The 24731-nt window shown below is 70.1% G+C and carries 22 protein-coding genes; 12 read left to right on the top strand and 10 right to left on the bottom strand.

Going from position 1 to position 24731, the window contains the following annotated elements; genetic code table 11:
* Nucleotides 1–68 precede the first annotated feature (68 nt).
* Nucleotides 69–1610, bottom strand: a complete 1542-nt coding sequence (locus KQY30_RS06910; RefSeq protein WP_254406989.1) for an MFS transporter — start codon at nt 1608–1610, stop codon at nt 69–71.
* Between the two features lie 81 nt (nt 1611–1691).
* Here KQY30_RS06910 and KQY30_RS06905 point away from each other — a divergent pair, with 81 nt between their 5' ends.
* Both KQY30_RS06905 and KQY30_RS06900 read left to right on the top strand, forming a co-directional pair.
* A complete protein-coding gene (locus KQY30_RS06905; RefSeq protein WP_217306073.1) occupies nt 1692–2093 on the top strand; it encodes a helix-turn-helix domain-containing protein in 402 nt (133 codons plus the stop codon).
* A 58-nt stretch (nt 2094–2151) separates the two neighbouring features.
* Nucleotides 2152–4272 (top strand): hypothetical protein, encoded by a 2121-nt coding sequence (locus KQY30_RS06900; RefSeq protein ID WP_217306072.1) that lies wholly within the window; start codon nt 2152–2154, stop codon nt 4270–4272.
* A gap of 226 nt (nt 4273–4498) precedes the next feature.
* Here the strand turns inward: KQY30_RS06900 and KQY30_RS06895 are convergent, their stop codons facing one another.
* Entirely contained in the window at nt 4499–5113 is a 615-nt protein-coding gene (locus KQY30_RS06895; RefSeq protein WP_217306071.1) for a TIGR03086 family metal-binding protein, read from the bottom strand.
* A 261-nt stretch (nt 5114–5374) separates the two neighbouring features.
* Here KQY30_RS06895 and KQY30_RS06890 point away from each other — a divergent pair, with 261 nt between their 5' ends.
* The 6 genes from KQY30_RS06890 (at nt 5375) to KQY30_RS06865 (ending at nt 11685) form a co-directional block, all read left to right on the top strand.
* Nucleotides 5375–6127 carry a DUF1684 domain-containing protein gene (locus tag KQY30_RS06890; RefSeq protein ID WP_217306070.1) on the top strand — a complete coding sequence of 251 codons (753 nt, stop codon included), beginning with the start codon at nt 5375–5377 and terminating at the stop codon, nt 6125–6127.
* A 77-nt stretch (nt 6128–6204) separates the two neighbouring features.
* Nucleotides 6205–7770, top strand: a complete 1566-nt coding sequence (locus KQY30_RS06885; protein ID WP_217306069.1) for an ABC transporter substrate-binding protein — start codon at nt 6205–6207, stop codon at nt 7768–7770.
* A gap of 115 nt (nt 7771–7885) precedes the next feature.
* Nucleotides 7886–8851: an ABC transporter permease gene (locus tag KQY30_RS06880; RefSeq protein ID WP_217306068.1), complete on the top strand. Its 966-nt coding sequence runs from the start codon at nt 7886–7888 to the stop codon at nt 8849–8851.
* Nucleotides 8848–9783 carry an ABC transporter permease gene (locus tag KQY30_RS06875; RefSeq protein ID WP_254406988.1) on the top strand — a complete coding sequence of 312 codons (936 nt, stop codon included), beginning with the start codon at nt 8848–8850 and terminating at the stop codon, nt 9781–9783. Before KQY30_RS06880 ends, KQY30_RS06875 begins: the two co-directional genes overlap by 4 nt.
* A 157-nt stretch (nt 9784–9940) precedes the next feature.
* Nucleotides 9941–10750: an ABC transporter ATP-binding protein gene (locus KQY30_RS06870; protein ID WP_217306067.1), complete on the top strand. Its 810-nt coding sequence runs from the start codon at nt 9941–9943 to the stop codon at nt 10748–10750.
* Nucleotides 10747–11685: an ABC transporter ATP-binding protein gene (locus KQY30_RS06865; protein ID WP_217306066.1), complete on the top strand. Its 939-nt coding sequence runs from the start codon at nt 10747–10749 to the stop codon at nt 11683–11685. Before KQY30_RS06870 ends, KQY30_RS06865 begins: the two co-directional genes overlap by 4 nt.
* Nucleotides 11686–11701: 16 nt before the next feature.
* Here the strand turns inward: KQY30_RS06865 and KQY30_RS06860 are convergent, their stop codons facing one another.
* The 6 genes from KQY30_RS06860 to KQY30_RS06835 form a co-directional block, all read right to left on the bottom strand.
* A complete protein-coding gene (locus KQY30_RS06860; RefSeq protein ID WP_217306065.1) occupies nt 11702–13444 on the bottom strand; it encodes an ABC-three component system protein in 1743 nt (580 codons plus the stop codon).
* On the bottom strand, nt 13422–13691 hold the full coding sequence (locus KQY30_RS06855; RefSeq protein WP_217306064.1) for an ABC-three component system middle component 6: 270 nt from the start codon (nt 13689–13691) through the stop codon (nt 13422–13424). Before KQY30_RS06855 ends, KQY30_RS06860 begins: the two co-directional genes overlap by 23 nt.
* Complete coding sequence (locus KQY30_RS06850) at nt 13688–14629, bottom strand: ABC-three component system protein (protein WP_217306063.1); 942 nt, start codon at nt 14627–14629, stop codon at nt 13688–13690. The genes KQY30_RS06855 and KQY30_RS06850 overlap by 4 nt, the downstream gene beginning before the upstream one ends.
* Before the next feature lie 30 nt (nt 14630–14659).
* Nucleotides 14660–15067, bottom strand: a complete 408-nt coding sequence (locus KQY30_RS06845; protein ID WP_217306062.1) for a hypothetical protein — start codon at nt 15065–15067, stop codon at nt 14660–14662.
* Nucleotides 15068–15213: 146 nt separating this feature from the next.
* Nucleotides 15214–16845: a malate synthase A gene (gene aceB / locus KQY30_RS06840; protein WP_217306061.1), complete on the bottom strand. Its 1632-nt coding sequence runs from the start codon at nt 16843–16845 to the stop codon at nt 15214–15216.
* Nucleotides 16846–17093: 248 nt separating this feature from the next.
* Nucleotides 17094–17747 carry an NTP transferase domain-containing protein gene (locus tag KQY30_RS06835; RefSeq protein WP_254406987.1) on the bottom strand — a complete coding sequence of 218 codons (654 nt, stop codon included), beginning with the start codon at nt 17745–17747 and terminating at the stop codon, nt 17094–17096.
* 256 nt (nt 17748–18003) lie between these two features.
* Here KQY30_RS06835 and KQY30_RS06830 point away from each other — a divergent pair, with 256 nt between their 5' ends.
* The gene (locus KQY30_RS06830) at nt 18004–18321 is read left to right on the top strand and encodes a DUF5955 family protein (RefSeq protein ID WP_217306060.1); all 318 of its coding nucleotides are present in this window, start codon (nt 18004–18006) and stop codon (nt 18319–18321) included.
* 110 nt (nt 18322–18431) lie between these two features.
* Here the strand turns inward: KQY30_RS06830 and KQY30_RS06825 are convergent, their stop codons facing one another.
* Nucleotides 18432–19235 carry an IclR family transcriptional regulator gene (locus KQY30_RS06825; protein ID WP_217306059.1) on the bottom strand — a complete coding sequence of 268 codons (804 nt, stop codon included), beginning with the start codon at nt 19233–19235 and terminating at the stop codon, nt 18432–18434.
* Nucleotides 19236–19548: 313 nt separating this feature from the next.
* Here KQY30_RS06825 and allB point away from each other — a divergent pair, with 313 nt between their 5' ends.
* The 3 genes from allB (at nt 19549) to KQY30_RS06810 (ending at nt 23626) form a co-directional block, all read left to right on the top strand.
* Nucleotides 19549–20886 carry an allantoinase AllB gene (gene allB, locus KQY30_RS06820; protein ID WP_217310809.1) on the top strand — a complete coding sequence of 446 codons (1338 nt, stop codon included), beginning with the start codon at nt 19549–19551 and terminating at the stop codon, nt 20884–20886.
* Between the two features lie 130 nt (nt 20887–21016).
* Nucleotides 21017–22162: an allantoicase gene (alc, locus tag KQY30_RS06815; RefSeq protein WP_217306058.1), complete on the top strand. Its 1146-nt coding sequence runs from the start codon at nt 21017–21019 to the stop codon at nt 22160–22162.
* 270 nt (nt 22163–22432) lie between these two features.
* The gene (locus KQY30_RS06810) at nt 22433–23626 is read left to right on the top strand and encodes a cytochrome P450 (RefSeq protein ID WP_217306057.1); all 1194 of its coding nucleotides are present in this window, start codon (nt 22433–22435) and stop codon (nt 23624–23626) included.
* Between the two features lie 52 nt (nt 23627–23678).
* Here KQY30_RS06810 and KQY30_RS06805 read toward each other — a convergent pair whose 3' ends face one another.
* A complete protein-coding gene (locus tag KQY30_RS06805; RefSeq protein ID WP_217306056.1) occupies nt 23679–24683 on the bottom strand; it encodes a Gfo/Idh/MocA family oxidoreductase in 1005 nt (334 codons plus the stop codon).
* Between the last annotated feature and the right edge of the window lie 48 nt (nt 24684–24731).

The raw sequence follows: 24731 nt of genomic DNA, 5'->3' as shown, positions 1-24731 counted from the left end.
CCCGTGGTGCGCGCCGGTTCCCCAGGCGCGCACCGGCCGGATCACGAGATTACGCGAGTGGTCCGGGATCAACCCGTATGGGTGGTAGGGGTTCGCGGCTCGTTCGTACGTGGCTCACCTGTACGAGGCTTTCCCGTACCGGACTTGACAGTGCGAGCCCTCTTCTTGCGGGGCTTTTCCGTACGCGGCCCTTCTGTACGGAGGAGAGCCGCCGCGGCCAGCAGCGCCACCACCGCGAGGCCCGCCGCCGTACGGAACGCGAGCTGATAGCCACCGCTCAGGGCCGCGATCGCGTCGTCGCCCGCACCGAGCAACTCGCGGGTCCGGCCGGAGGCGAGAGCCGCGGTGACGGCCAGACCGAGCGCCCCGCCCACCACCTGGCCGGTGTTGAACAGGCCGGACGCCAGACCGCCGTCCTCGGGCCGCACGTCCGCCATCGCCAGGCCCGTGAGAGCCGGCATGGCCAGCCCGAAGCCGGTCCCGAGCAGCAGCATCACGGGCAGTACGTCCATCGCGTACGTACCGTCCGCGGGCGCCCGTCCGAGCACCGCCAGCCCGGTGACGATCAGCGCGAGCCCGGACAGCAGCACCCGCCGGGGCCCGAACCGTACGGTCAGCCGTGCCGAGAAGCCGAGCATCAGCACCCCGATGACCAGCGGCGCGGGCAGGAAAGCGATGCCGGTCAGCAACTCGTCGAAGCCCAGCACCCGCTGGATGTAGAGCGCGCCCAGATACTGGAAGGTGAACATCCCGGCGACCATCAGGAGCTGGACGAGATTCGCGCCCGCCAGGGTCCGGGAGCGCAGCAGCCGCGGCCGCAGGAGCGGATCGGCCGCGTACACCTGCCGTACGGCGAAGGCCGCGAGCAGCAGCACGGACAGCGCCCCGAAACCGAGCGTCGGGGTGGACGTCCAGCCGCGGGCCGCGGCCCTGACGATGGTGTGGACTCCGAGCATCAGCGCCGCGGTGACCAGGACCGCGCCCGCGTAGTCGGCCCCCTTGCCGAGGCCCTGGCCGCGGTCGTCCGCCAGGACGCGCAGGGCGGCGATCAGCGCGGCCACCCCGATCGGGAGATTGATCAGGAAGATCGAGTGCCAGCCGAGAGCAGAGGTGAGGGCGCCGCCGAGAAAGGTGCCGAGCGCCCCGCCCGCGGCCCCGACCGCGCTGAACACGGCGATCGCCCTGGCCCGGTCACGGCCCTCGGGGAACAGCGCCACCAACATGCCCAGGACGACCGCCGAGGTCATCGCCCCGCCGATGCCCTGCGCGAAGCGCGCGGCGATCAGGGCACCGGAGCTGGTGGAGACCCCGCAGAGCACCGAAGCGGCGGTGAAGACGGCGAGCCCCGAGACGAACATCCGCCGCCGGCCGATGAGATCGCCGAGCCGGCCTGCCAGCAGCAGAAGCCCGGCGAAGGCGATGAGATAGGCGTTGACGACCCAGGCGAGACCGGCCGGGGAGAAGCCGAGACCGGACTGGATGGCGGGCATCGCCACGGTCACGATACTGCCGTCGAGGACGGTCATCAGGGTCCCCGCGCACAGCACGACCAGCGCTGTCCAGCGGGAGTGACGGGAGGGTGAGACGACCCCGTCCATGGCTTGGACCATGGCTTGGACCTCCAAAGGTGCACGATATGTAACGGGGGTTATCGTGAGTGACCGTGGAGTCCGTCGTAAGGAGGCACTTCGATGTCCCAGGGGAACACGCGGGTAACGTCGCAGGTCGTGCACGCGCAGGCGTGCCCCGTGCGGGAAGTTCTTGACAGGGTCGCCGGGAAATGGAGCGTCCTGATCCTGATCGCGGCCGCCCATGGGCCGATCCGGTTCACCGAACTGGAGCGTTCCATCGAGGGGATCAGCCGGCGGATGCTCACACTGACCCTGCGGAATCTGGAGCGCGACGGGCTGCTGATCCGTACCGCGCACCCCACGGTCCCGCCCAAGGTCGAGTACGAACTGACATCCGTCGCCCGCGAGTTGCACGCCTCGCTCCTGGGGCTGACGGACTGGGCGGAGCGCCACCGGGTGACGATCGCGCGGTCGCGGGCGGCGTACGACGAGGCGCACGGGCGGGGGCTGAACGCGGACTGAGTGCCTGGCCTGTGGACAAGACGGGGCGTTGTCGGACCCCCGTGGCACGATTCGGGCCATGGATCTCGTACAGGTATTCGCCGATCTGGACGCCCAGCCCTGGGCGGACCTTCAGCACGCCTACGGCAGCGCGGCCGATGTGCCCGGGCTGCTCCGGGGGCTGGCGAGCGAGGACGAGGAAGAGGGGTCGGCGGCTCTGGACGAGCTGTACGGCAGCATCTTCCACCAGGGCTCGGTGTACGACGCCACCGCGCGGGCCGTGCCGTATCTGGCGCGGTTGGCAGCGGCCGGGGTCCGGAGTCCGGACCTGCTCGTCCTGCTCGGCGGAATAGCGGAGGGCGAGCATGAGCGCGGCCCGAGCGAGTCCGAGCCCGGTGCCTGCCGGGCGGCGGTCATCGCCCAACTGCCCCTGATCCTGCCCTTCGTGGAGGACGGCGACGCGCGGCTGCGGCAGGCGGCGGTCTGGACGGCGGCCGGTACGGGAGAGGCGCGGACGGTGCTTCCGGTGCTGCTGCGGCGGCGTGAGCGGGAGAAGGACGCTCTCGTACGAGCCGAACTGCTCTCCGGGATCGTGCTGCTCGACCCGGTGGGCTCGGCGCCCGGGGTGGTCGCGGCGCTCGACCCGGGGGAGCCGCCGGAGCTGAGGATCGCCGCGGTCCTCGCCTCGCTGGACACCGGGCTGCCCTGGACGCCCGCACACCACGAGACGGCGGTGTCGCTGCTTCCGCTGGACGATCTGGTCGCCGACCGATTCGATCAGGACCGGACGGAGCCCCTTCAGTACATCGTCGCAGAGCTGTTGGAGCGTGACACGTCCGCGGACCGTGAGGCGGCGCTCTTCCTGCTCGACGCCGCTCTGCGCGCTCCGGGCGCGGAGAGCAGGGCGGAGGGGCTGTGGGCCGCCGAGCAGGCGTGCGATTTCTCGCGCAGCGCTCCGGCGCGGCTCGCGTCCGCGGTGATCGGGCTACTGGGCGACCCGTCGTCGGCGCGTACGGCACTCCTCGTCCTGGACAAGCTGGGCCCGCACGCGGCTCCCGCGGCTCCGGCGCTGGCCGCCCTGGCGGCGGGCGGCGGCGATCTCGCGGACCGCGCGCTCAGCTCCCTCGTCCGGGTGGACCCGGAGCGGGCGGCCCCGCTGCTCGCGCGGGATCTGCCCGAGCGTCCCGGCGCCCTCGGCGCGGCGGTCGGCTTCCCGGACGGGCGGGACGCCCCGTCGTTCCCGTACCACCCGGAGCTGCTGACCGCCGTCCGCGTGCGGCTGGCCGACCCGGAACTCCAGGGGAACGAGCCGATCCATCTGACCCGGCTGCTCACGCACTGGGGCGAGCGTGCAGCGCCCGCCTTTCCCGAACTCGTCGCGGCACTGCGCCGGTTCCCCCTCGTCGTACCGCGCGCCCTGGCGGCCGTGGATCCTGCCGGGGCCGTCGCGCCACTGCGGGAGGCGGCCGTATCGGGGCCGGACGAGGGCCGGTTCGCGGCGGCGCGGGCACTGCACGGACTCACCGGCGAGAGCGAACCGCTGCTGACCGCGCTCGCCGCCGAACTGGCCGGCGGCGACCTCCACCGGATACGGGAGGCAGTCGGCGCCGTCGACGCGCTGGGCCAGGACGCGACCGTACTGCTTCCGGTGCTCCGGGCGGCCCTCGGCGGGGAGGGCGACCGCCGGACGACCCCGCGGATGGACGCCGACCTGGAGACGGCCCTCGCGCTGTGGCGACTGACCGGTGACCCGGACGATGCCGTGCCGGTGATCGCGGGCGTACTGGCGGACGCGGACAACGAATGGGCGCGCTGGACGGCGATACGGGCGGCACGGGCCGCCGCCCGACTCGGCCCGGCCGCCGCCGCGCTGGTCCCGGCGCTGGAGCACCATCTGACGGACCTCCATCGCGCGCCGTCGGTCGCCCTGGCCCTGCTCGCCGTGGCCCCTTCCACCCAGGACCCCGCCGACCTGGCCGCCACACTGCTCGCCGCGGCCGAACGGAATGCCGATCCTCAAGGGGCCCTGGACGCGCTCACGGCCCTGGGCCCGGCGGCCCTGACGCCGGACCACCGCGCCCGTCTGAGGGACCTGGCGGAACGAGACCGCAGAGTCTGGCCCACGGGCCACACCAGAAGCCTCATAGCGGCGGACGCCCACTTCCAGCAGCAGGCCCGCGCCTTGCTGGCTGTGTCCTGACGCACGGGCGCCGCCGCCGATGGCCGGACGCCACTTCGCGGGCGGCCGGCTCGGCGGCCACGCCCGCCGAGCCGTTGCCCTCGGTTGTCGGACGGGCTGGTTCTTCGCCCGTCCGGCGATCCAGGACGAACGGCGGGGGCAGGTCCGGGCGCGGCCGACCGTAAGGCCCCCCGGCCTCCGGGCGGGCGGCCCGGACCTGCCCCCGTTCACACGCTGCGGTCCGGTGTCAGGCCGGGCGCCAGCCCGGATCGCGGCCGCTCAGGCCGATGACCCGGTCCAGCAGCGGCGCCCCCGGCGGCAGCACGATCGGCGGCCCGAACGGACCCTCCGGAGCCGGTTCCGCGTCCGCCGCCGGCGCCAGCATCCCGTAGGACACCTGGAGGCTCGCCTCGTCGGCGGCGTACTCCTGGCCCGTACTGCGCGCCAGGTCCCAGCCGTGGATCAGGACCTCGTTCAGTGCCACCGCCGCCGTGACCGCCCCCGGCAGATCGACCCCGCCGACCCGCGTCGCGCCCTGCCATGCCTCCGGCGCCCGCCAGGCCGCGGCCAGTTCGTCGAGCTGCCCCGGCAGCAGCTCACGCCAGTTGTCGACGAGTACGGGCAGCGCGGCGCCCGGCGCCGTGTCCGTGGTCGGACCCAGCTCCTTCCGTGCCGCGTCCCGGAACGCCACCGTCAGCCCGACGAGATGCCCGAGCATCTCCCGCACCGTGTACGCGGGACACGGCGTCGGCCCCGTGAGGTGCTCGTCGCGAATACCGTCCACCAGTCCGGCCACCCGTCGGCATGCGGGGCCGAGATCGAAAAGATCAACCTTCGTGTTCACGTTCGTGTTCGTGTTCATGAAAGGGCAGACCCGCCCCGCCACCAGAACTCATCGGCCCAAGCACACCCGCAGCGCGACGAAGCGCATTCGAGGCGCATGCGAAGGGCACTCGAAGCGCGCTCCAAGGACGTCAGAGGCCCGGGTATGAGACGGCTGTCTCGAAGAGTGGGCGATTATGGCTGGAAATGATCCCTCGCATGTACGATCCACTCGTTCCAGACCCGACAGCGACAACTCGCGCCGGATCGAACCTTTGACGTAGACCGGAGCGAGTTACGCATGTCCGTACAAACCCGTGCTTCTTCCCCGGCCATAGCCGTCGCGCAGGCGGGCTTCGAGGCCTGGCGGGCCTCCCGGCAGGCCGCCGTCACCGGGCCGCTCGGGAATCTGGCACTGGTCGAGACCCGTTGGCTGCCGCAGGGGACCGACGCCGAGGAGGCCAAGGCCGCGGAAGAGGCACAGCTCGATGGGGACGGGCGCGGCGGCCATGTGACCGTCACCACCGTGCGGCGGACCAATCTCCACACGGGTGAGCCCGAGCACGCCCTGCGCCTCTGGGACGCCGACGCCCCGGCGATCCAGCACTTCTCGTCCATCGACACCTACCCTTTTCGGCCGGACTGGGTGGTCGAGGCCGCCTACACCCCCGTCGCCACCGACCGCCGCGTTCCGTTCGAGCACATCAGGGACAGCGGAGGCCACCGGGAACTGGTCGTTCCCGGTGATATCCACGTCACACTGGACGGCGTGGACTACACGCTGTCGGCCTTCGACGACGACGGAACGCTCCTCCTGGTCTTCGGCGATCCGACCAACGGCGCCGACACCTATGGCGCGGGCCGGTTCCTGTTCGTCCCGCGTGAGGGGGAGAGCGAAACCGTGATACTCGACTTCAACCGCGCCTTCGTGCCGCCGTGCGGATTCTCCGCTCAGTACAACTGTCCATTGCCGCCCCGGCAGAACCGGTTGCACCTGCCCGTCCACGCGGGCGAGAAGGTCCCGGTCTTCCGCGGCGGCTACTCGCTGAGCTGAGCCAAACCCACCACGGCACCACAGCCGGAGCGGCCCCTCCCCGGGCCCCGTCCGGCCGTTGATCAGGAGTAGAAGAGATGAGAAAGTCCGCACCGCTCCGCACGGCGTCGTCCTCGCCGCTGCCCGGACCGCTGTCCCGGCCGCTGCTCGGCGGCGCCCTCGCGGTCACCCTGGCCCTGGCCCTCACCGCCTGCGGCTCCGGGAACGACAACAAGAGCACGACGCCCTCCGGCTCGTACGACAAGAACGCGACCATCGGCGTCGGCTCGCTCTACGAACCGCAGAATCTGGACAACACCGGAGGCGGCGGCCAGGGCGTCACCGAGGCGCTCAACGGCAATGTCTACGAGGGCCTGTTCAGGCTCACCGACAGCGGCAAGGTCGAGAAGCAGCTCGCCGAGGACTACACCGTGAGCCCGGACGGCCTCACGTACACCTTCAAGCTCCGCGACGGTGTGACCTTCCACTCCGGTAAGAAACTCACCTCCGCGGATGTGAAGTACAGCATCGAGAAGGTGACCGCCGAGAACTCCCAGTCGGCGCGCAAGAGCAGCTTCGACATGATCAAGTCGATCGCCACCCCGGACCCGGCGACCGTCGCGGTGACCCTGTCGTCCAAGTCGATCTCGTTCGTCTACAACCTCAGCTATGTGTGGGTCGTCAACTCCGAGGCCAAGGACCTCAAGACCTCGGAGGACGGCACGGGACCGTACAAGCTGGACAAGTGGACCCGGGGCTCCGCGCTCAGCCTCGACCGCTTCCCCGGCTACTGGGGCCCGCCCGCGACCAACGCGAAGGTCGTCTTCCACTACTACAAGGACGCGACCGCCCTCAACAACGCGCTCCTCACCAACGCCGTGGACGTGGTGACCAGCGAGCAGAGCCCGGACGCCCTCGACCAGTTCGCGAGCAACCCGGCCTACAAGGTCAACGACGGGAAGTCGACCACCAAGCTGCTGCTGGCCTTCAACGACAAGGTCAAGCCCTTCGACAACGTGAAGGTGCGCAAGGCCGTCAGCTCGGCGATCGACAACAAGAAGCTGCTCCAGTCGGTCTGGGGCGACCATGGCACGCTGATCGGCTCCATGGTCCCGCCGACCGACCCGTGGTACGAGGACCTCACCAAGGTCAATCCGTACGACGTGACACTCGCCAAGAAGCAGCTCGCGGAGGCCGGTTACGCCAAGGGCTTCGACTTCACCCTCGACACCCCGAACTACGACCCGCACCCGACCGCGGCCACCTTCATCAAGTCGGAACTGGCCAAGGTCGGCATCAATGTCAAGATCAACATCATCACGCCGGACGAGTGGTACACCAAGGTCTACAAGAACCACGACTTCAGCGCGACGCTCCAGGAGCATGTCAACGACCGGGACATCGTCTGGTACGGGGACCCGGACTTCTACTGGGGTTACGACAACAAGCAGGTCACCGAGTGGGTGAAGCAGGCCGAGCAGTCGGACACGACCGAAGAGCAGACGGCGCTGCTGAAGAAGGTCAACAACCAGATCGCGGAGGACGCGGCCAGCGACTGGCTGTATCTCTACCCGCAGATCGTGGTGGCGTCGACCAAGCTGTCGGGCTACCCGCTCAACGGGCTCAACTCGCAGTTCTACGCTTACGCCATCAAGAAGAGCTGATGTTCCCCACCGCCGTACGGGCCCTCCTGGCCGCCGGTCGACCGGACTCCGGCCGCTGGGCCCGTACGGCGGGAAGCCCCGCTTCCGTGCTCACGTCGATCGGTCCCCTCCCCTGATGATCTCCTATCTGCTGCGGCGGCTGGCGTTCCTGGCCGGCTCACTCTTCCTGGCCAGCGTGGTGATCTTCCTGCTGCTGCGGACGCTGCCCGGTGACCCGGCGAACTCACTGCTCGCGGTCGGCGCGAGCCCCGAGCAGATCGCCGCGGCCCGCCACGAGATCGGCTCGGACCGCCCGCTGCCCGAGCAGTTCGTCACCTGGCTCCATCAACTGGCCACCTTCGACCTCGGGAACTCGTTCATCAGCACGCTCCCGGTCGGTCCGGAGATCACCTCGCGGCTCGATGTCACCGTCCCGCTGACGCTGCTGTCCTTCGTACTGGCCGTGCTGATCGCGGTCCCGGTCGGTTTCGTCGCGGCGCACCGCTCGGCCACCTGGTACGGCACGCTCATCAGCGGAATCTCCCAACTGGGCATCGCCGTACCGGTCTTCTGGATCGGGATGATCCTCATCACGGTCTTCGCGCTGCAACTCGGGGTGCTGCCCGCCGGGGGCTTCCCGCAGGACGGCTGGGCCGAGCCGGGGGAGGCGCTCACCTCGCTGGCCCTGCCGGTGATCACGGTCGCCCTGGTGATGTCCGCCTCGCTGATCCGCTACGTACGGTCGGCGGCCCTGGACGTGCTCGGCAGCGACTATCTGCGTACCGCCAGGGCCCTGGGCTCGTCCTTCAGCCACGCGATGTGGCGGCACGGCATGCGCAACGGCGCCGTACCGGTCGTCTCCGTCCTCGCCATCGAACTCGCCACCACGCTGCTCGGCGCGGTGGTGGTCGAGACGGTGTTCGCGCTGCCGGGGCTCGGCAGCATGCTCGCCCAGGCCGTCGCGCAGCACGACTACCCGACGGTCCAAGGGGTGCTGTTCGTGAGTACGTTCGCCGTCCTGGTCATCGGCTTCCTCGGCGACATCGCACAGCGGCTGATCGATCCCCGGCTGCGCGGCCGGCTGTCGGGAGGTGCCCGATGAGCGAGCCGACCGCCATGGAGCCGGCCAACGCCATGGAGCCGACCAAGCTGACCAAGACGGCTCGGGACACGGACACGGGTACGGGCAAGGAACCCGGTACGGCTGCGGGAGCCTCGCGCGGGCGGCGCTCGCCCGCCCTGGTGGCCGGCTGCGTACTCGTCGGGCTGATCGTCGCCGTCGCGCTGCTCTCGCTGTTCTGGGTCCCGTACGCCCCCGACGACACCTCGGGCGGCCGGCTCGCGCCCCCCGGTCTGCCGCATCTGCTCGGTACGGACAAGCTCGGCCGTGACCTGCTCACCCAGCTCATGACCGGCGCGCGGATCGCTCTGGAGGCCGGGCTCGGCGCGATCGCGATCGGCGCGGCGCTCGGTGTCTGCGCCGGACTGGCCGCGGGCTTCGCCACGCGCTGGCTCGACGACACCCTGTCCACCCTGCTCGACGTACTGATCGCCTTTCCGACCCTGCTGCTGGCCATGCTGATGGTGGCGGCGCGGTCGGCCTCGCTCGGTACGGCGGTCCTCGCCATCGGGTTCGCGATGACCGCCGTGATCGCCCGGCTGACCCGGATCCTGGTCAAACGCGTGCTGGCGCTGGACTACATCACGGCCGCCCGCACCTCGGGAACCTCGTGGCCGCGTGTGATCACCGGGCATGTACTGCCCAATATCTGGCCCACGCTGGTGGTGAACCTCGCCCAGCAGTTCGGCCTCGCGGTCATGGCCGAGGCGAGTCTGTCGTTCCTGGGCCTCGGCGCGCCGCCGCCGAACGCCTCATGGGGACGGATGCTGCACGAGGCACAGGCGACCGTGTTCACCGCGCCCACGGGGGTCATCGCCCCCGGGGTGCTGCTCGTCATGCTCGTGGTCGGGGTCAATCTGATCGCGGACGGGCTGCGCGACACGCTGGATCCCACGCGGCGGAGGACCCGATGAACGAGTTCGAGAAGTCCGGGCCCGCCGTTCCCGGCGCGAAGACTCCCCGTACGGGGACCGTCGGCCCGGTCGGGCCGACGGCGGGGACCCCGGCCCGGCCGCCCCCAACCCCTCTGGCCCGGCAGTCCCCTCCGGCCCGGCCACTCCCGCCGCCACGGTGCTCGACGTCCGGGGACTGACGATCCGTACCGACCAGGGCCGGGCCCTCGTCTCCGATCTGTCGTTCTCGATCGGCGCGGGCTCCCGGCTCGGCCTGGTCGGCGAGTCAGGTTCCGGCAAGTCCCTCACCGCCCTCGCCGTCCTGGGCCTGCTGCCGCCCGGGATGACGGCCTCCGGCAGCATCGTCCTCGGATCGGGCCCGGAAGGACCCGGCGCCGAGGTCGTCGGCGCGACCGAGCAGCGGCTGACCGGTCTGCGCGGCAGGGCCGCCACGATCGTCTTCCAGGAGCCGCTCACCGCGCTCGACCCGCTGATGCGGATCGGCGGCCAGGTCGCGGGTCCGCTGCGCCGCCGGCGCGGGCTGCGCGGAGCCGCGCTGCGCCGCGCGGTGGGGGAGGCGCTCGAACAGGTACGGCTTCCCGAACCGGACCGGATCATCCGCGCCTACCCGCACGAGATCTCCGGCGGCCAGCGCCAGCGGGTCGCGCTCGCCATGGCCCTGGCCTGCGAACCCGCCCTGCTGATCGCGGACGAGCCCACCACCGCCCTGGATGTCACCGTCCAGTCGGAGGTGCTCGCCCTGCTGGACGGACTGGTCGCGGAGCGGGACATGGCGCTGCTGTTCGTCAGCCACGACCTGGCGGTCGTCTCGGCGGTGACCGACCATGTCGTGGTGCTCAAGGACGGGTCGGCGGTCGAGTCGGGGACGGTGGACGAGATCGTACGGCGGCCCCGCCACCCGTACACCCGGGATCTGGTGGACAGCGCCCGCCACCTGGAAAGCGCACTGGAACGGATCGTCCGATGACCAACCAGATCCGCCCCGACTCGATCCCGCCCGGCCGGCAGCCCAACCAGGTCCCGCCGAACCCGGTCGAGCCCGGCTCGGCCCCGCCCAACCAGGTCCGGCCGAACCCGGTAGCGCCCGGCTCGGCCGGGGCCCCGGCAGCCGCGGACTCCCCGGCCAGGGACGTGCCGGTCCTGTCCGCACGCGACGCGGGCTTCGCGTACCGCGGCTCGCCGCCCGTCCTGCACGGCATCTCGCTCGACATCACCGCCAGCCACAGCGTGGGTCTGGTCGGCGAGTCGGGGGCCGGGAAAACCACCGTGCTCAGGCTGCTGCTCGGCCTCACCCGGCCCACGACCGGACGGATCCTGTTCGACGGAACCGACCTCCGGCTTCGCGACCGCGAACAGATGCGCCGCTTCCGGCGCGCCGTACAGAGCGTGTTCCAGGACCCGTACTCGTCCCTCGACCCCCGCCAGCGGGTCGGCGGCATCGTCTCGGAGCCCCTGCGCTCCCTCGGCCTGACCCGCTCCCGCCAGGACGACCCCCGGGTGGCCGCGGCGCTGGAGGCAGTCGGCCTGCCGGCGGACGCGGCGGCCCGCTACCCGCACGAGTTCTCCGGCGGCCAGCGCCAGCGCATAGCCATCGCCCGCGCCACGGTCTGCGAGCCCCGGATCCTGCTCGCCGACGAACCGGTCAGCGCCCTCGATGTCACCACCCGGGTCAGAATCGTGGACCTGCTGATCGAACTGAAGGAGACCAGAGGCCTCACCATCGCGATGGTCTCCCACGATCTCTCGGTGGTGGCCGCCCTGTGCGAACGTACGGCGGTACTGGAACACGGCCGCATCGTCGAACAGGGCGACACCCCCGCGGTCCTCGGCACCCCCACCCACCCCTACACCCGCCGCCTCATCGCCAGCGTCCCCAGACTCCCGTCGCCCAGCGACCACTGAGCTCCTGCCCTACTTGTCAGAAGCGGAAGCCGAAGAGCCCACCGGATTCGCTCGCGTCGGTCAGCAGAGGTTCGATGACATGCCACCCGGGCTCGAAGCCCCGATGGCGTGCCTTGTTGAGATCGTCGGAATTGAGGGTGGCGATGTACTGCATGCCTTCGACCTCCGCCACTTCGGCGGCCAGGGTCAGGGCTGCGGCGACTTGGCGGTCGTCGACCCCGTCGAAGAGATGACTGTCGTGTACAAGGAAGTCGGGCCCACGGCCGTGACGATGAGCGATCACGGAGATGGTCAGGTCGAAACAGAAGATCACCATGCTGCCGATGCCGAGACTGCCGTCCCTGTCCAGATGCGGGGAGATCTTGAGGCTGTGCGTACCGGAGTTGATTCGCAGATACGCTTCGTGCCCCGGCCCGTATAGGCGGCGGGCGTATTCGGCGAAGAGCAGGATGGCCTCGCGTGTCTGCTCCGGTCGTTCATCGAGGTCGGCCGCCATGGCCTGCTGCAACTCGGCTCGTTTCGCGGTGATCTGGCGCGCGCTGCTCTCCAACGCTTGTGCCGCTTCGTAGCGGTGTTTGAGCGCTTCCACGGAGGCCTGTTTCTGGGCCAGCGCCTGCTGCAGCGCGGTCAGCGCTTCGAGCGCGCCGCCCTCCTTCAGGGTCTTGAGGACAAGGCTCAGCTCCTCGCCGAGCCGCTCACGCTCGCTTCTGCGGGCGGCAAGACGGGCCTCGATGGACGTGAGTTCCTCATTGAGGTAGCGGCGGCGGTTGCGGACGATGGACTCATGGAACGCCTGCACTTCCGTGAACCTTCGGCGTACCTGGTCGCCAAGCGCGATCCCGAGTTCCTGGTAGACCTGGCTCACATAACCGATGTCGGTCTCGGCTGTCTCGGTCACCGAATTCCGCAGGTCCTCAAGATTGCGGTGGTCGACTACGTCCTCGTTGGAGATGGCGCGGATCCGGCGGTTGATGTCATCGGCCCGGGCCTTGAGTTCCTCGTAGGCGGGCACCACACGGAAGTCGCGGATCTCTTCCTTGAGCCGGTCGACTTCGTTCTCCGCCAGCGCGATCTGCCCGCGCAGGTCTGCCGTACTGCCTACGATGCGTCCCCACACCGGATCGTCCACAGCCTTCTTGAGCTGTCGACGGGTCGACTCGCGTGCCGCGAGGTCGAGGAACTCTCCGGCGAGCCGCCAGTCGAGTCCGAGGAGATAGGCGAGATTCGCCGAGGCTGCGGCTTCCGACTGCTGAGGGAAGGAGCGCACGGGATCGTTGAACGACTTCGACGCGATCCGCCGGATCAGGAAGGACAGCATGGCTCGCCCGGAGACTCCGAGGTGGGATTCACGCAGGCCGAAGAGGTCACGTTCGATGAGCCGGTTCCACTCCGCGGTGGAAATGACGGCCGGCCCCGGCATGTCGAAGAGTCGGCTCGGATCGGCTCGGATGTTCGGGTCGATCCGCACGAAACCCGGATCGGCACCTTTGCGTTGTACGGCCAGCGGACCGTTTCCTGGCCAGTCCATCTCAAGGGAGAACGTCGTGCCCTTGAGCGCACGGTGCGCCGGGAGGCTCTTCTTGCCGGTATTGGCTCCCAGCAGGAAGTGGATCAGCTCGACAAGACTTGACTTGCCCGTACCGTTGCGGCTGTCGGTTTCCCGCGAGGAATCTGTCGTGTCGGCGATGATCAGATTCATACCGGAGCCGAAAACGACGGTACGGAACGAGTCATGGTCAGCGGACAGCCGGCGCAGCATCGTCCCTCCTCCTGGCGAAGAGCAGATCCCGTCGTAGTTCAACGGCGCCCAGCGCGTGGAGGACGTCCAGAGCGAGTACGAACCACTCGAAGGAGACCGGTGTGTGGTGCTGAAGCCTGGCACGGTTCTCCCTGAAACGGGCCCATGTCTGGCTCACGGTGAGTGGTTCATCAAGAATCATCATGATCTGAGCGCCGACGGCGAGCAGTGCCCGGTCGGGAGCGATGCCCTTAGTGGGAGTGATCACACCCGTTCCTTCCCGGTCGTCGAGGGGACCCAGTCCGGAGGCGGTACGTCGAAGACATCGCAGCGCTCGAAGAAGTGGGCGATGACCACCGAGGCGGCCCAGCCGGTACGGAGGGTGACCCGTTCGTTCCCCACCACGTACTTCTCCAGTTCGAGCCAGAGCAACTCGGGGTCCGAGGTCGATTGACGGAGTTGGTCGTAGTAGATCCGGAAGCCGCGGGCCACGAGATCGTGCTCGTCTACCCGAGTGATCCGGGCATAGTACTCGTCGACCAGATAGCTGTGACGCAGAGCCCGGACCAGTTCGTCGCGCACCTCGGCGCTGAGGCTGTTGTACTCGATCTTGTGCTGGTTGACGATGGGGAGGTCTTCCAGCGGCTCCGCGGTGTCCTTCCGCTGCTGTAACTGCCTCAGCAGTGGTTCCAGATCGGTGAGGCCGATGCCGTACGTCTTGTCCTGTACGGCGATCGGACAGCCGAGCAGGTCCTCGGCTGCTACGCGGTCGAGCCGCATGAACTCCTGCCACAGCCAGTCCTTGCCGTACACATACAGCCGCAGTGGTCTGATCTCCTCCTGGGTCTCGCTGAGGAGGACGCTTATCTGCGGATGCACACCGCGGATGTCGTTGTGCACAAAGGCGAAAGCGTCGAAATGCCCATTGCGTTTGGCCCGTGCCTTACCGAGGTCGGAGCGCAACTTGGCTTTCACTGCGGCGAAGTCGTGGGTCTGGGGTGCGAAGCACGCATGGAGCGTGCGACCGTGCAACAGCAGCCCGTCGGCTCCCAGGTCGCCGAGATTCCCGTGCGTTCGTACGGGGACGAAGTCCTGATGCAGTGCCCCCATCAGGCGGTGAAAGAAGCTCTCGAACTGCTCGCCGTGCATGTCGGTGAGTAACTGGTGGAACTTGAGGTAGGCGAAGATCCGCTCGGTGAAATCCATGATCCCTCTGGGTGGTGGCGTGCGTCGCGGTCAGAGGCGGGCACGCAGGTCCGCCAGAGAGATGCCTTCGTCGGTGTGCCAGACTTCCCAGCCATTGACCGTGCAGTGCGTCGCGCTTTCACAGGCTCCGGACGGGGAGTCACAGATGGTGCCGTCCTCAAGGCGCAGATATCCGGTCTCTAGGACATGGGCTGTATAGACCTCGCCGAGATTGCGGCGCCTCCATGTCAGCCGCTGGCCCGCCGTCAGCAGACCCGCCCGCAGAAGCGGTGCGATGGACGGCCTCCTGCGACGGGCTGTTGCCGACGGGGGCGTGCGCGGGCTCAGATCGAGGAGCCGGCGCAGCACACTGTTGGGGTCGTTGTCGACAAAAGGTTCGGCTTCGCGCTTCAGTAGGCCGTAGACCTCGTCATCCACAGCGATGAAGTGCTGCGACACGGCGCCCCCCTTGTTTTCTCTGAAACCCTGGGAAGAAAAATAGTGAAACCGTACCCAGCGTGTCCAGTCCTGTGCGGGGGGTTGCGATGGAGCCCCCGGTGTCCGTAGCGGGCCCAGGGGCGTTCGCTGGCGCTGGTTCCGGCTTGTCAGCCGCGGAGTCGTTCGTAGGCGGGGAGGGTGAGGAAGTCGGTGTAGTGGGGGTCCAGGGCCACCGTCAGCAGCAGGTCGTGGGCCTCTTGCCACGTGCCGGACGCGAAGGCCTCCTCGCCGATCTCGGCGCGGATCGCGGTGAGTTCGGCGTCGGCGAGGGCCCGGGCGAGTTCGGGGGTGGCGCGCAGGGTGCGGCCTTCGTGGTCGAATTCGACGCCCGCGTTGATCCACTGCCAGATCTGGGAGCGGGAGATCTCCGCCGTGGCCGCGTCCTCCATCAGGTTGAAGATCGCGACCGCGCCCATGCCCCGCAGCCAGGCCTCGATGTAGCGGATGCCGACCTGGACCGCGTTACGGAGGCCTTCGTAAGTGGGCCTGGCGTTCAGGGAGTCGATGGCGATCAGATCGCCGGCGGCCACGGAGACGTCCTCGCGCAGGCGGTCCTTCTGGTTGGGGCGGTCGCCCAGGACCGCGTCGAAGGAGGCCATCGCGATCGGTACCAGATCGGGGTGGGCGACCCAGGAGCCGTCGAAGCCGTCGGCCGCCTCGCGGTCCTTGTCGGCCTTGACCTTCTCGAAGGCGACCTTGTTGACCTCGGCGTCGTGGCGGGACGGGATGAACGCCGCCATACCGCCGATGGCGTGCGCGCCGCGCTTGTGGCAGGTGCGGACGAGCAGTTCGGTGTACGCGCGCATGAACGGGGCCGTCATCGTCACGGCGTTCCGGTCGGGCAGTACGAACTTGGCACCGCCGTCACGGAAGTTCTTCACGATCGAGAACAGATAGTCCCAGCGGCCCGCGTTGAGCCCGGAGGCGTGGTCGCGCAGCTCGTACAGGATCTCGTCCATCTCGTACGCCGCGGTGATGGTCTCGATCAGCACGGTCGCGCGCACGGTGGACCGCGGAATCCCGATGTAGTCCTGGGCGAAGACGAAGATGTCGTTCCAGAGGCGGGCCTCCAGATGCGACTCCGTCTTCGGGAGGTAGAAGTACGGGCCCTTGCCCAGCTCGATCAGGGTCTCCGTGTTGTGGAAGAAGTACAGGCCGAAGTCGACGAGCGCCCCGGGCACGGGCTCCCCGTCCACCTGGAGATGACGCTCCGTCAGATGCCAGCCGCGCGGGCGCATCACAACCGTCGCCAGCCGGTCCACGTCCTTGAGGGCGTACGACTTGCCGGAGCGCGGGTCGGTGAAGTCGATGCGGCGGGCGTACGCGTCCTTCAGATTAAGCTGGCCCTGGACGACGTTCTCCCAGGTGGGGGCGAGGGCGTCCTCGAAGTCCGCGAGCCAGATCCGGGCCCCGGAGTTCAGCGCGTTGATGGTCATCTTGCGGTCGGTCGGCCCGGTGATCTCCACCCGCCGGTCGTCGAGCGCCTCCGGCGAGGGGGCCACGCGCCAGCTCTCGTCCTCGCGGATCGCCGCGGTCTCCGGCAGGAAGTCCAGGCTGGAGGTACGGGCGATCTCCGCGCGGCGCTCGGCGCGGCGGGCGAGCAGTTCGTCACGGCGAGGGGTGAACCGCCGGTGCAGCTCCGCCACAAAGGTGAGGGCGGCGTCGGTGAGTACCTCGTCCTGCCGGGGCAGGGGCTCGGCGTCGACGATGGCCGGTGACGGCGCGGGTGCGGACGACATGAACGGTCACTCCTTCACGGGCGGTGCCCGGCAGCCGCCGGGTCACCTCGGACGGCACGCGGTGCCGTGGCACCGGGATGCGGTCGTGGGCGCCGGGTGGGGGGAATGGGCGCTTCTGACCTGTGGATACTAGTTTTCTCATGGTGGAAGTTCAATGGTCTGTTGACGTCGAGATTCTCAGGGTCGACAGATCATGACGCCGGGTGCCAGATGCTCACGGCGCGCCCCGCTCACTCCGCGCGCCCCGCTCACTCCAGATGGGACAGATCTTCCTCCGTGTCGATGTCGTACGCCTGCGCGACATCCCCGCACTCGACCAGAACGATCTCGGTCTCATGTGTCCGCAGATAGTCGCGCGCCCCGCGATCGCCCCGCGCGTCCGCCGCGATCTCCGCCCATCGGTGGGCGCCGAACAGTACGGGGTGGCCGCGCCGGCCGTCGTACGCAGCGGACACGAGCGCGTCGGGACCGCTTCGTACGACGGCCGGCGCGGCCAGCAGCCGGGACACCGCCGCCGCACCGATCCCCGGCTGGTCCACCAGCAGGACGACGACCGCGACCGTGCCCGCGTCCGTACCGGCCAGTGAGGCGAGTCCCGCGCGCAGCGACGACCCCATGCCGTCGGCCCAGTCCGGATTGTCGACCAGGACGCATCCGGGTAGTTCGGCCCGCTGCCGTACCTCGTCCGCCGCCGCCCCCAGCACCACGTGCACCGGACCGCAGCCTCCCTCGCGCAGGGCCCGCGCGGCATGTTCGACCAGCGGGCGGCCCCGGTGGGGCAGCAGCGCTTTCGGCCGGCCGCCCAGTCTGCGGCCACCGCCCGCGGCGAGCAGCAAGCCGGCGACGGTGCCGTGCCGGGTGGCGTCACGCGGGCCTGTCATGTCGTTGTCTCTGCCTGGCATGGGCCCTGCATACAGCAGATGCCGTGTCCGTGCGCGGTGCGCCGGACAGCCACAACCGAGTGATCAACAGGTGTTCCGTTCGCATTCGGTTCGCATTCCCGCCGTTTTCCGTCCGCGGAGTGGCGCCTACCGCGCGGGATGGCGTTAACTTGCCCGCGAACCTTGGCGCCTGACCACCGTCCTGGGATCGGAATATCAGCGCGAAGATGTGCCCTACACAAAAAAGTGCGGGCGCAAGCGGAATGAGGGGGAAGCTTTGTTGCGGAGTGTGGGGCAGACGCCGGTGGCCGAGAAGGGTGAGGACCCGAGGCTGGCGGCGCTGAACGGAGCTGTTTCCCGGCTCCGGCGCGAGCTGGCCGGCTACCCGGTCGAGTTCAGGGACCGCGCCATCGCCGAGGACGAACTGGCGGCGCTGGCCGCGATGGTGGCGGGCGGCGCTCCCGAGATCGCCCGTATGCGCCGCTCCCTGCTCCTGATCGTGGGATCGATCGGTTCGGTCAGCGCGCTCGGTCCCGCGCTGATGAGCGTACGGAACGCGGTGGACCTGTTCGGGGACGTGCCGGGGTCGCGCTAGTCCGAGGCGGGGGCGCGCCGGCGGTCGGTGGGCTGATGGCGTTCACGCCTGCCGCTGACCGTGTTCACACCCGCCGTCCACGTACCGCTCACGACGTGGCCGCGTACCGCTCACGACTGCGGGGCCGTGTTCGCCAGTGCCTCCGCCAGGTCCCGCGCCACCTCCTGGAGCACCGGGACGATCTTCTCCGTGGCCTCCTCCGTCACCCGGCCCGCCGGGCCCGAGATCGAAATGGCCGCCGCCGTGGGGGAGTTGGGAACCGGCACCGCCAGACAGCGGACCCCGATCTCCTGCTCGTTGTCGTCGACCGCGTACCCCGACCCGCGCACCACTTCCAGGGCCGCCAGAAAGCCCTCGGGAGTGGTGATCGTCTTCTCGGTGGCGGCGGGCATGCCCGTACGCGCGAGCAGGGCGCGGACCTCCTCGGCCGGGGCGTGCGCGAGCAGCGCCTTGCCCACCCCCGTGGAGTGGGGCAGCACCCGGCGGCCCACCTCGGTGAACATCCGCATCGAGTGCTTGGACGGCACCTGCGCGACATAGACGACCTCGTCGCCGTCCAGCAGCGCCATGTTCGCGGTCTCGCCGGTCTCCTCGACCAGCCGGGCGAGATACGGCCGGGCCCAGGTGCCGAGCAGCCGCGACGCCGACTCGCCGAGCCGGATCAGCCGGGGTCCGAGCGCGTACCGCCGGTTGGACTGCTGGCGCACATAGCCGCAGGCGACCAGGGTGCGCATCAGCCGGTGGATTGTGGGCAGGGGCAGCCCGCTGCTGGCGGAGAGCTCGCTGAGCCCGACCTCGCCGCCCGCGTCCGCCATCCGTTCGAGCAGGTCGAAAGCGCGCTCAAGGGACTGGACGCCGCCGCCGGCGGCGGCTGATTTGGCGGCGTCGGTGGTGCTGGCGCTGGACGACGGCACGTCAACGGTCCTTTCGGGGCGGGCGGGGCCAGGCAAGCAGCCTACCGGGGCGATTCTTCTCGGGGTCCTGCCCGGAGCCCTCCTTGATCCTTTCGCGGCCCTCGCTTGAGCGAGCCGCGTTCTGCTTGGTGAAAAATGAATTCCACCCTACGGAAGTCCATAAGTCTAGCGCGGCGGCGTCCCGGATGGGCGGGTCCCTGGAAATGTGGTCTTGACGGGCCGGGGCCCGGAGTGAAGACTCCTTCAACAGTTCGTTGAATTCTCGTTCGAGGGGCAGATCCGAGGGGCAGAGATGGTGGAGGTGCCGACAGTGATGTCCGGGGTGAGCCTGGTTCTGCGTTCGACGCGCGTCGTCACGCCCGAGGGAACCCGCGCGGCCTCGGTCGCCGTCGCCGGCGGACGTGTCGAAGCCGTCCTGCCGTACGGTGCCGAGGTCCCGGCGGGCGCGCGGCTGGTGGACGCCGGGGACGATGCCGTACTTCCCGGGCTGGTCGACACCCATGTCCATGTGAACGATCCGGGGCGCACCGAATGGGAGGGCTTCCGTACCGCCACCCGCGCCGCCGCGGCCGGCGGGATCACCACCCTGCTCGACATGCCGCTCAACTCCCTGCCGCCCACCACGACCGTCGCCCATCTGCGGACCAAGCAAGAGGTGGCCCGTCCCCAGGTCCATGTCGATGTGGGCTTCTGGGGCGGCGCGATCCCCGGCAACACCGAGGATCTGCGGCCGCTGCACGACGCCGGGGTCTTCGGCTTCAAATGCTTCCTGTCGCCCTCGGGCGTGGAGGAGTTCCCCGAGCTGGACGGCGAACAGCTCGGGGAGTCGCTGGCGGAGATCGCGGGCTTCGGCGGACTGCTGATCGTCCATGCCGAGGACCCCGGCGAACTGGCCGCGGCACCCCAGCACGGCGGTCCCGCGTACGCCGACTTCCTGGCGTCCCGGCCGCGCGCCGCCGAGAACGCGGCGATCGAGGGCCTCATCGCGCAGGCGAAACAGCTTGGCGCCCGGGTGCACGTACTGCATCTCTCGTCCTCGGACGCGCTGCCGCTGATCGCCGCGGCGAAGCGCGAGGGGGTACGGATCACCGTCGAGTCCTGCCCGCACTTCCTGACCCTCACGGCCGAGGAAGTCCCGGACGGGGCAACGGAGTTCAAGTGCTGCCCGCCGATCCGTGAGGCCGCCAACCGGGACGCGCTCTGGCAGGGGCTCGCCGACGGCACGATCGACTGTGTCGTCTCCGACCACTCGCCCTGCACGCCCGATCTCAAGTCCCCGGATTTCGCCGCTGCTTGGGGCGGAATCTCCTCGCTTCAGCTCGGCCTTCCGGCGATCTGGACCGCGGCGCGCGACCGCGGCCATTCGCTGGAGGATGTCGCGCGCTGGATGTCGTCGGGACCTGCCGCGCTGGCGGGACTGAGCCGCAAAGGCGCCATCGAGGCGGGCGGGGACGCCGACTTCGTGGTGCTCGCGCCGGACGAGACCTTCACCGTGGACCCGGCGGCGCTCCAGCACCGCAACCAGGTGACGGCGTACGCGGGCAAGCGTCTGTACGGGGTCGTCAGGTCGACATGGCTGCGCGGCGACCGGATCGTCCATGACGGCGTTCTCGCCGAACCCTCGGGCCGGCTGCTCGGCAGGAACGACTGACCGCGAAAGGGAACAACCGCGAAAGGAACAACTGACCGTGTCCGAAGCCCCGTCGGCTCCGTCACCCGCGCCCGACTCGCCCGCGCCTGATTCGCCCGCGCCCGAGCCCGGCTCGTCGCCCGATTCGCCCGTGCGCGACTCACCCGCGCGCAGCGCACCCGCGCCAGGATCCCCGGCGCGCCCTCCTTCCTTCACCGGTGACGCCCTGCCGTACGCCGGCGGCGATCCGTACGCCGACTACCGCACCGCCGACTTCCCCTTCGCCCGTCTCCCCGATCTCGCCGACCGGCGGCTGGGCGCCGGAGTCATCGCCGCCAACGACGAGTTCTTCGCCGAGCGCGAGAATCTGCTGAAGCCGGAGCGCGCCGAGTTCGACCCCGGGCGCTTCGGACACAAGGGCAAGATCATGGACGGCTGGGAGACCCGGCGCAGACGCGGTACCGGCGCGGACCGCCCGTACCCCGCCGCCGAGGACCACGACTGGGCGCTGATCAGGCTCGGTGCCCCCGGGACCATCCACGGGATCGTCGTCGACACGGCGCATTTCAGGGGCAACTACCCGCGGGCCGTCTCGGTCGAGGGCACCTCGCTGCCGGGCTCCCCGTCGCCGGAGGACCTGCTCGCCGAGGAGGTGACGTGGACGGAGCTGGTGCCCCGTACGGTCATCGGCGGCCACGCCGCCAACGGCTTCGCGGTCGCGGCCGAGGGGCGCTTCACCCACCTCCGCGTCAACCAGCACCCGGACGGCGGGATCGCCCGGCTGCGGGTGTACGGCGTGGTCGCGCCCGATCCGGAGTGGCTCGCCGTCCTCGGTACGTTCGACCTCGTCGCGCTGGAGAACGGCGGCCGGGTCGAGGACGCCTCCGACCGTTTCTACTCGCCGCCCGTCCACACCATCCTGCCCGGCCGCTCGCGCTCCATGGACGAGGGCTGGGAGACCCGGCGGCGCCGGGACCAGGGCAACGACTGGATCCACTACCGGCTGGTGGAACGGGCCGAGATCCGCGCGGCCGAGATCGACACGGCGTGTCTGAAGGGCAACGCGGCCGGCTGGGCGGCGCTGTCCGTACGCGACGGCGCGGCCGGCGACTGGCGGCAGATCCTGCCCAGGACCCGCCTCCAGCCCGACACCAACCACCGCTTCGCCCTGTCGGCCCCCGCGATCGCGACGGAGGTACGCATCGACATCTACCCCGACGGCGGCATCTCCCGGCTCCGCCTCTTCGGCTCCCTGACGGAGGAGGGCATGCGCAGCCTCAGAGCCCGGAGTGCGTAGTGCCGCCCCGGCGGCCCGCGCGCCCGCCCCGTGACCGCACGGGCCCTCGAACGCGCGGGACTTGGAGGGCGATCCGGCGCTCCCACCCGCTGTTACACGCCAGTCGGCGGTCCCGGCGGCGTGGGCGGCACACGGCGCTCCGACGGAGGCCGCGGTGGAGCGCGTGCCGTGCCCGGCCTCAACAATCATGTCCGGACCGCCTGTTGGGGCACGAGGCGGATCCGGCCATCGAGGATGGTGGCCCGGTCGCGGGCCGCGTACGCTGGCCGGATGGCGGTCATCGAACTGGCTGATTACGGCCCGGACTTCAACGTCAATCCCTATCCGTACTACGCGAAGCTGCGGGAGGCGGGCCCCGTTCACGAAGTGCGGGCGCCGGACGGCAACCAATTCTGGCTGGTCGTCGGATACGAGGAGGGCCGTGCGGCCCTCGCCGACCCCCGGCTGTCCAAGGCGCTCGCCACCATGGGGTACGAGTCGGCCGACGAGGCGATCATGGGCCCGCATGTGCTGACCCTCGACCCGCCCGACCACACCCGGCTGCGGAAACTGGTCGCCCCCGAGTTCACCCCGCGCCGGGTCGAGGCGATGCGCCCCCGCATCCAGCGGATCACCGACGATCTGCTCGACGCGATGGTCCCCAAGGGACAGGCCGACCTTGTCGACGCGCTGGCCTTCCCGCTGCCGATCATGGTCATCTGCGAGCTGCTCGGCGTGCCGTACGCGGACCGGGACACCTTCCGCGCCTGGACCAATGAGATCGTCGCGCCCACCACGCCCACCGGCCAGCGCGACAACACCATCGAACTCTGCGCGTATCTCGACGAACTCATCGAGGACAAGCGCGCGTCCGGGCCCGCCGACGACCTGCTCTCCACGCTGCTGCGCACCCGGGCCGAGGACGGCGACCAGCTCTCCGCAGCCGAACTGCGCGCCTGGGCCTATGTGCTGCTGATCGCCGGGCACGAGACGACCGTCAACCTGATCTCCAACGCGGTCCGCTCCCTGCTCGACCACCCCGCCCAACTCGCCGCGCTGCGTGCCGACTTCAGCCTGCTCGACGGGGCGATCGAGGAGACGCTGCGGTACGAGGGACCGGTGGAGACCAGCACCGTACGGTTCACCACGGTGCCGGTCACATACGGCGACACGGAGATCCCGGCCCTCAGGACGGTCCTGGTCGCGCTCGCCTCGGCGGACCGCGACCCGGCCCGCTTCCCCGACCCGGACACCTTCGACATCCGCCGTTCCGGCACGCCCGGCCGGGGCCCCGGACATCTCGCCTTCGGGCACGGCATCCACTTCTGCATCGGCGCGCCGCTGGCCCGGCTGGAGGGCCGGATCGCGCTGCGCGCGCTGCTGGAGCGCTGCCCCGGGCTGGAGTTCGACCCGGCGGCGGGGCCGTACGACTGGCTGCCGGGCATGCTGATCCGCGGTGTGCGCGAGCTGCCGGTGCGCTGGTAGGAGCGCTGTCCGTACGGGAGCACCGGCAGCTCGGAGGGGGACCGGGCGGGGATCAGCCCGCGGGGATCTCCGCCAACGCGACCGGCCGGTGCTCCCGCCGCGACAGCTCGCACGCCTCGGCGATACGCAGCGCGTGCAGCGCCTCCCCGCCGTCGCACGGATTCTCCAGCTCGCCGGCGACCACCTTCAGAAAGGCGTCCATCTCCGCCTCGTACGCGGGGGCGAACCGCTCCAGGAACCCCGGCCACGGGTTGTCGCAGGGCGGCGGGCCCTTCGGCTCGGTGGAGGTGATCGGCGTACGGTCGTCGAGGCCGACCGCGAACTGGTCGAGTTCGCCGGCCAGTTCCATCCGTACGTCATAGCCCGCGCCATTGCGGCGGGTGGCCGTCGCCGTCGCGAGCGTCCCGTCGTCCAGGGTGAGCACCGCCGCCGCGGTGTCGATGTCGCCCGCGTCCCGGAACATCCCGGGCCCGCCGTCCGAGCCCGTCGCGTACACCTCCACCACCTCGCGGCCGGTGACCCAGCGCAGGATGTCGAAGTCGTGCACCAGGCAGTCGCGGTACAGCCCGCCGGAGAGAGGCAGATACGCGGCGGGCGGCGGCGCCGGGTCCGAGGTGATCGCCCGTACGGTGTGCAGCCGGCCGAGCCGGCCCGACCGTACGAGCTCGCGTGCCGCTCCGTACCCCGCGTCGAAGCGGCGCATGAAGCCGAGCTGGAGCACCGTGCCCGCCGCCTCGACCTCCCGCAGCGCGCCGAGCGTCCCGGTCAGATCGAGGGCGATGGGCTTCTCGCAGAAGGCGGGCAGTCCCGCGCGGGCCGCGCGGCTGATCAGGTCGGCGTGCGAGGAGGTGGCCGAGGCGATCACCACGGCGTCCACGCCCCAGGTGAAGATCTCGTCGACGGAGGGGGCGGCGGTCGATCCCGTACGGTCGGCGACCTCCGCCACCCGTGCCGGGTCGATGTCCGCGACGACCAGGGAGCCGACCTCGCGATGGCGGCTGAGCACGTCCGCGTGAAAAGTACCGATACGGCCCGTGCCGATGAGTCCGATGCGCATGGCCCCCAAGGTGGCCGTATGCCGCTCACGATGTCAAGCATTTGTCCT

This window comes from Streptomyces sp. GMY02 (assembly GCF_019056675.1).
GTDB lineage: Bacteria > Actinomycetota > Actinomycetes > Streptomycetales > Streptomycetaceae > Streptomyces > Streptomyces odonnellii.
Note: the sequence above shows the minus strand (reverse complement) of the source record. Positions and strands in the feature narration are given on the sequence as shown.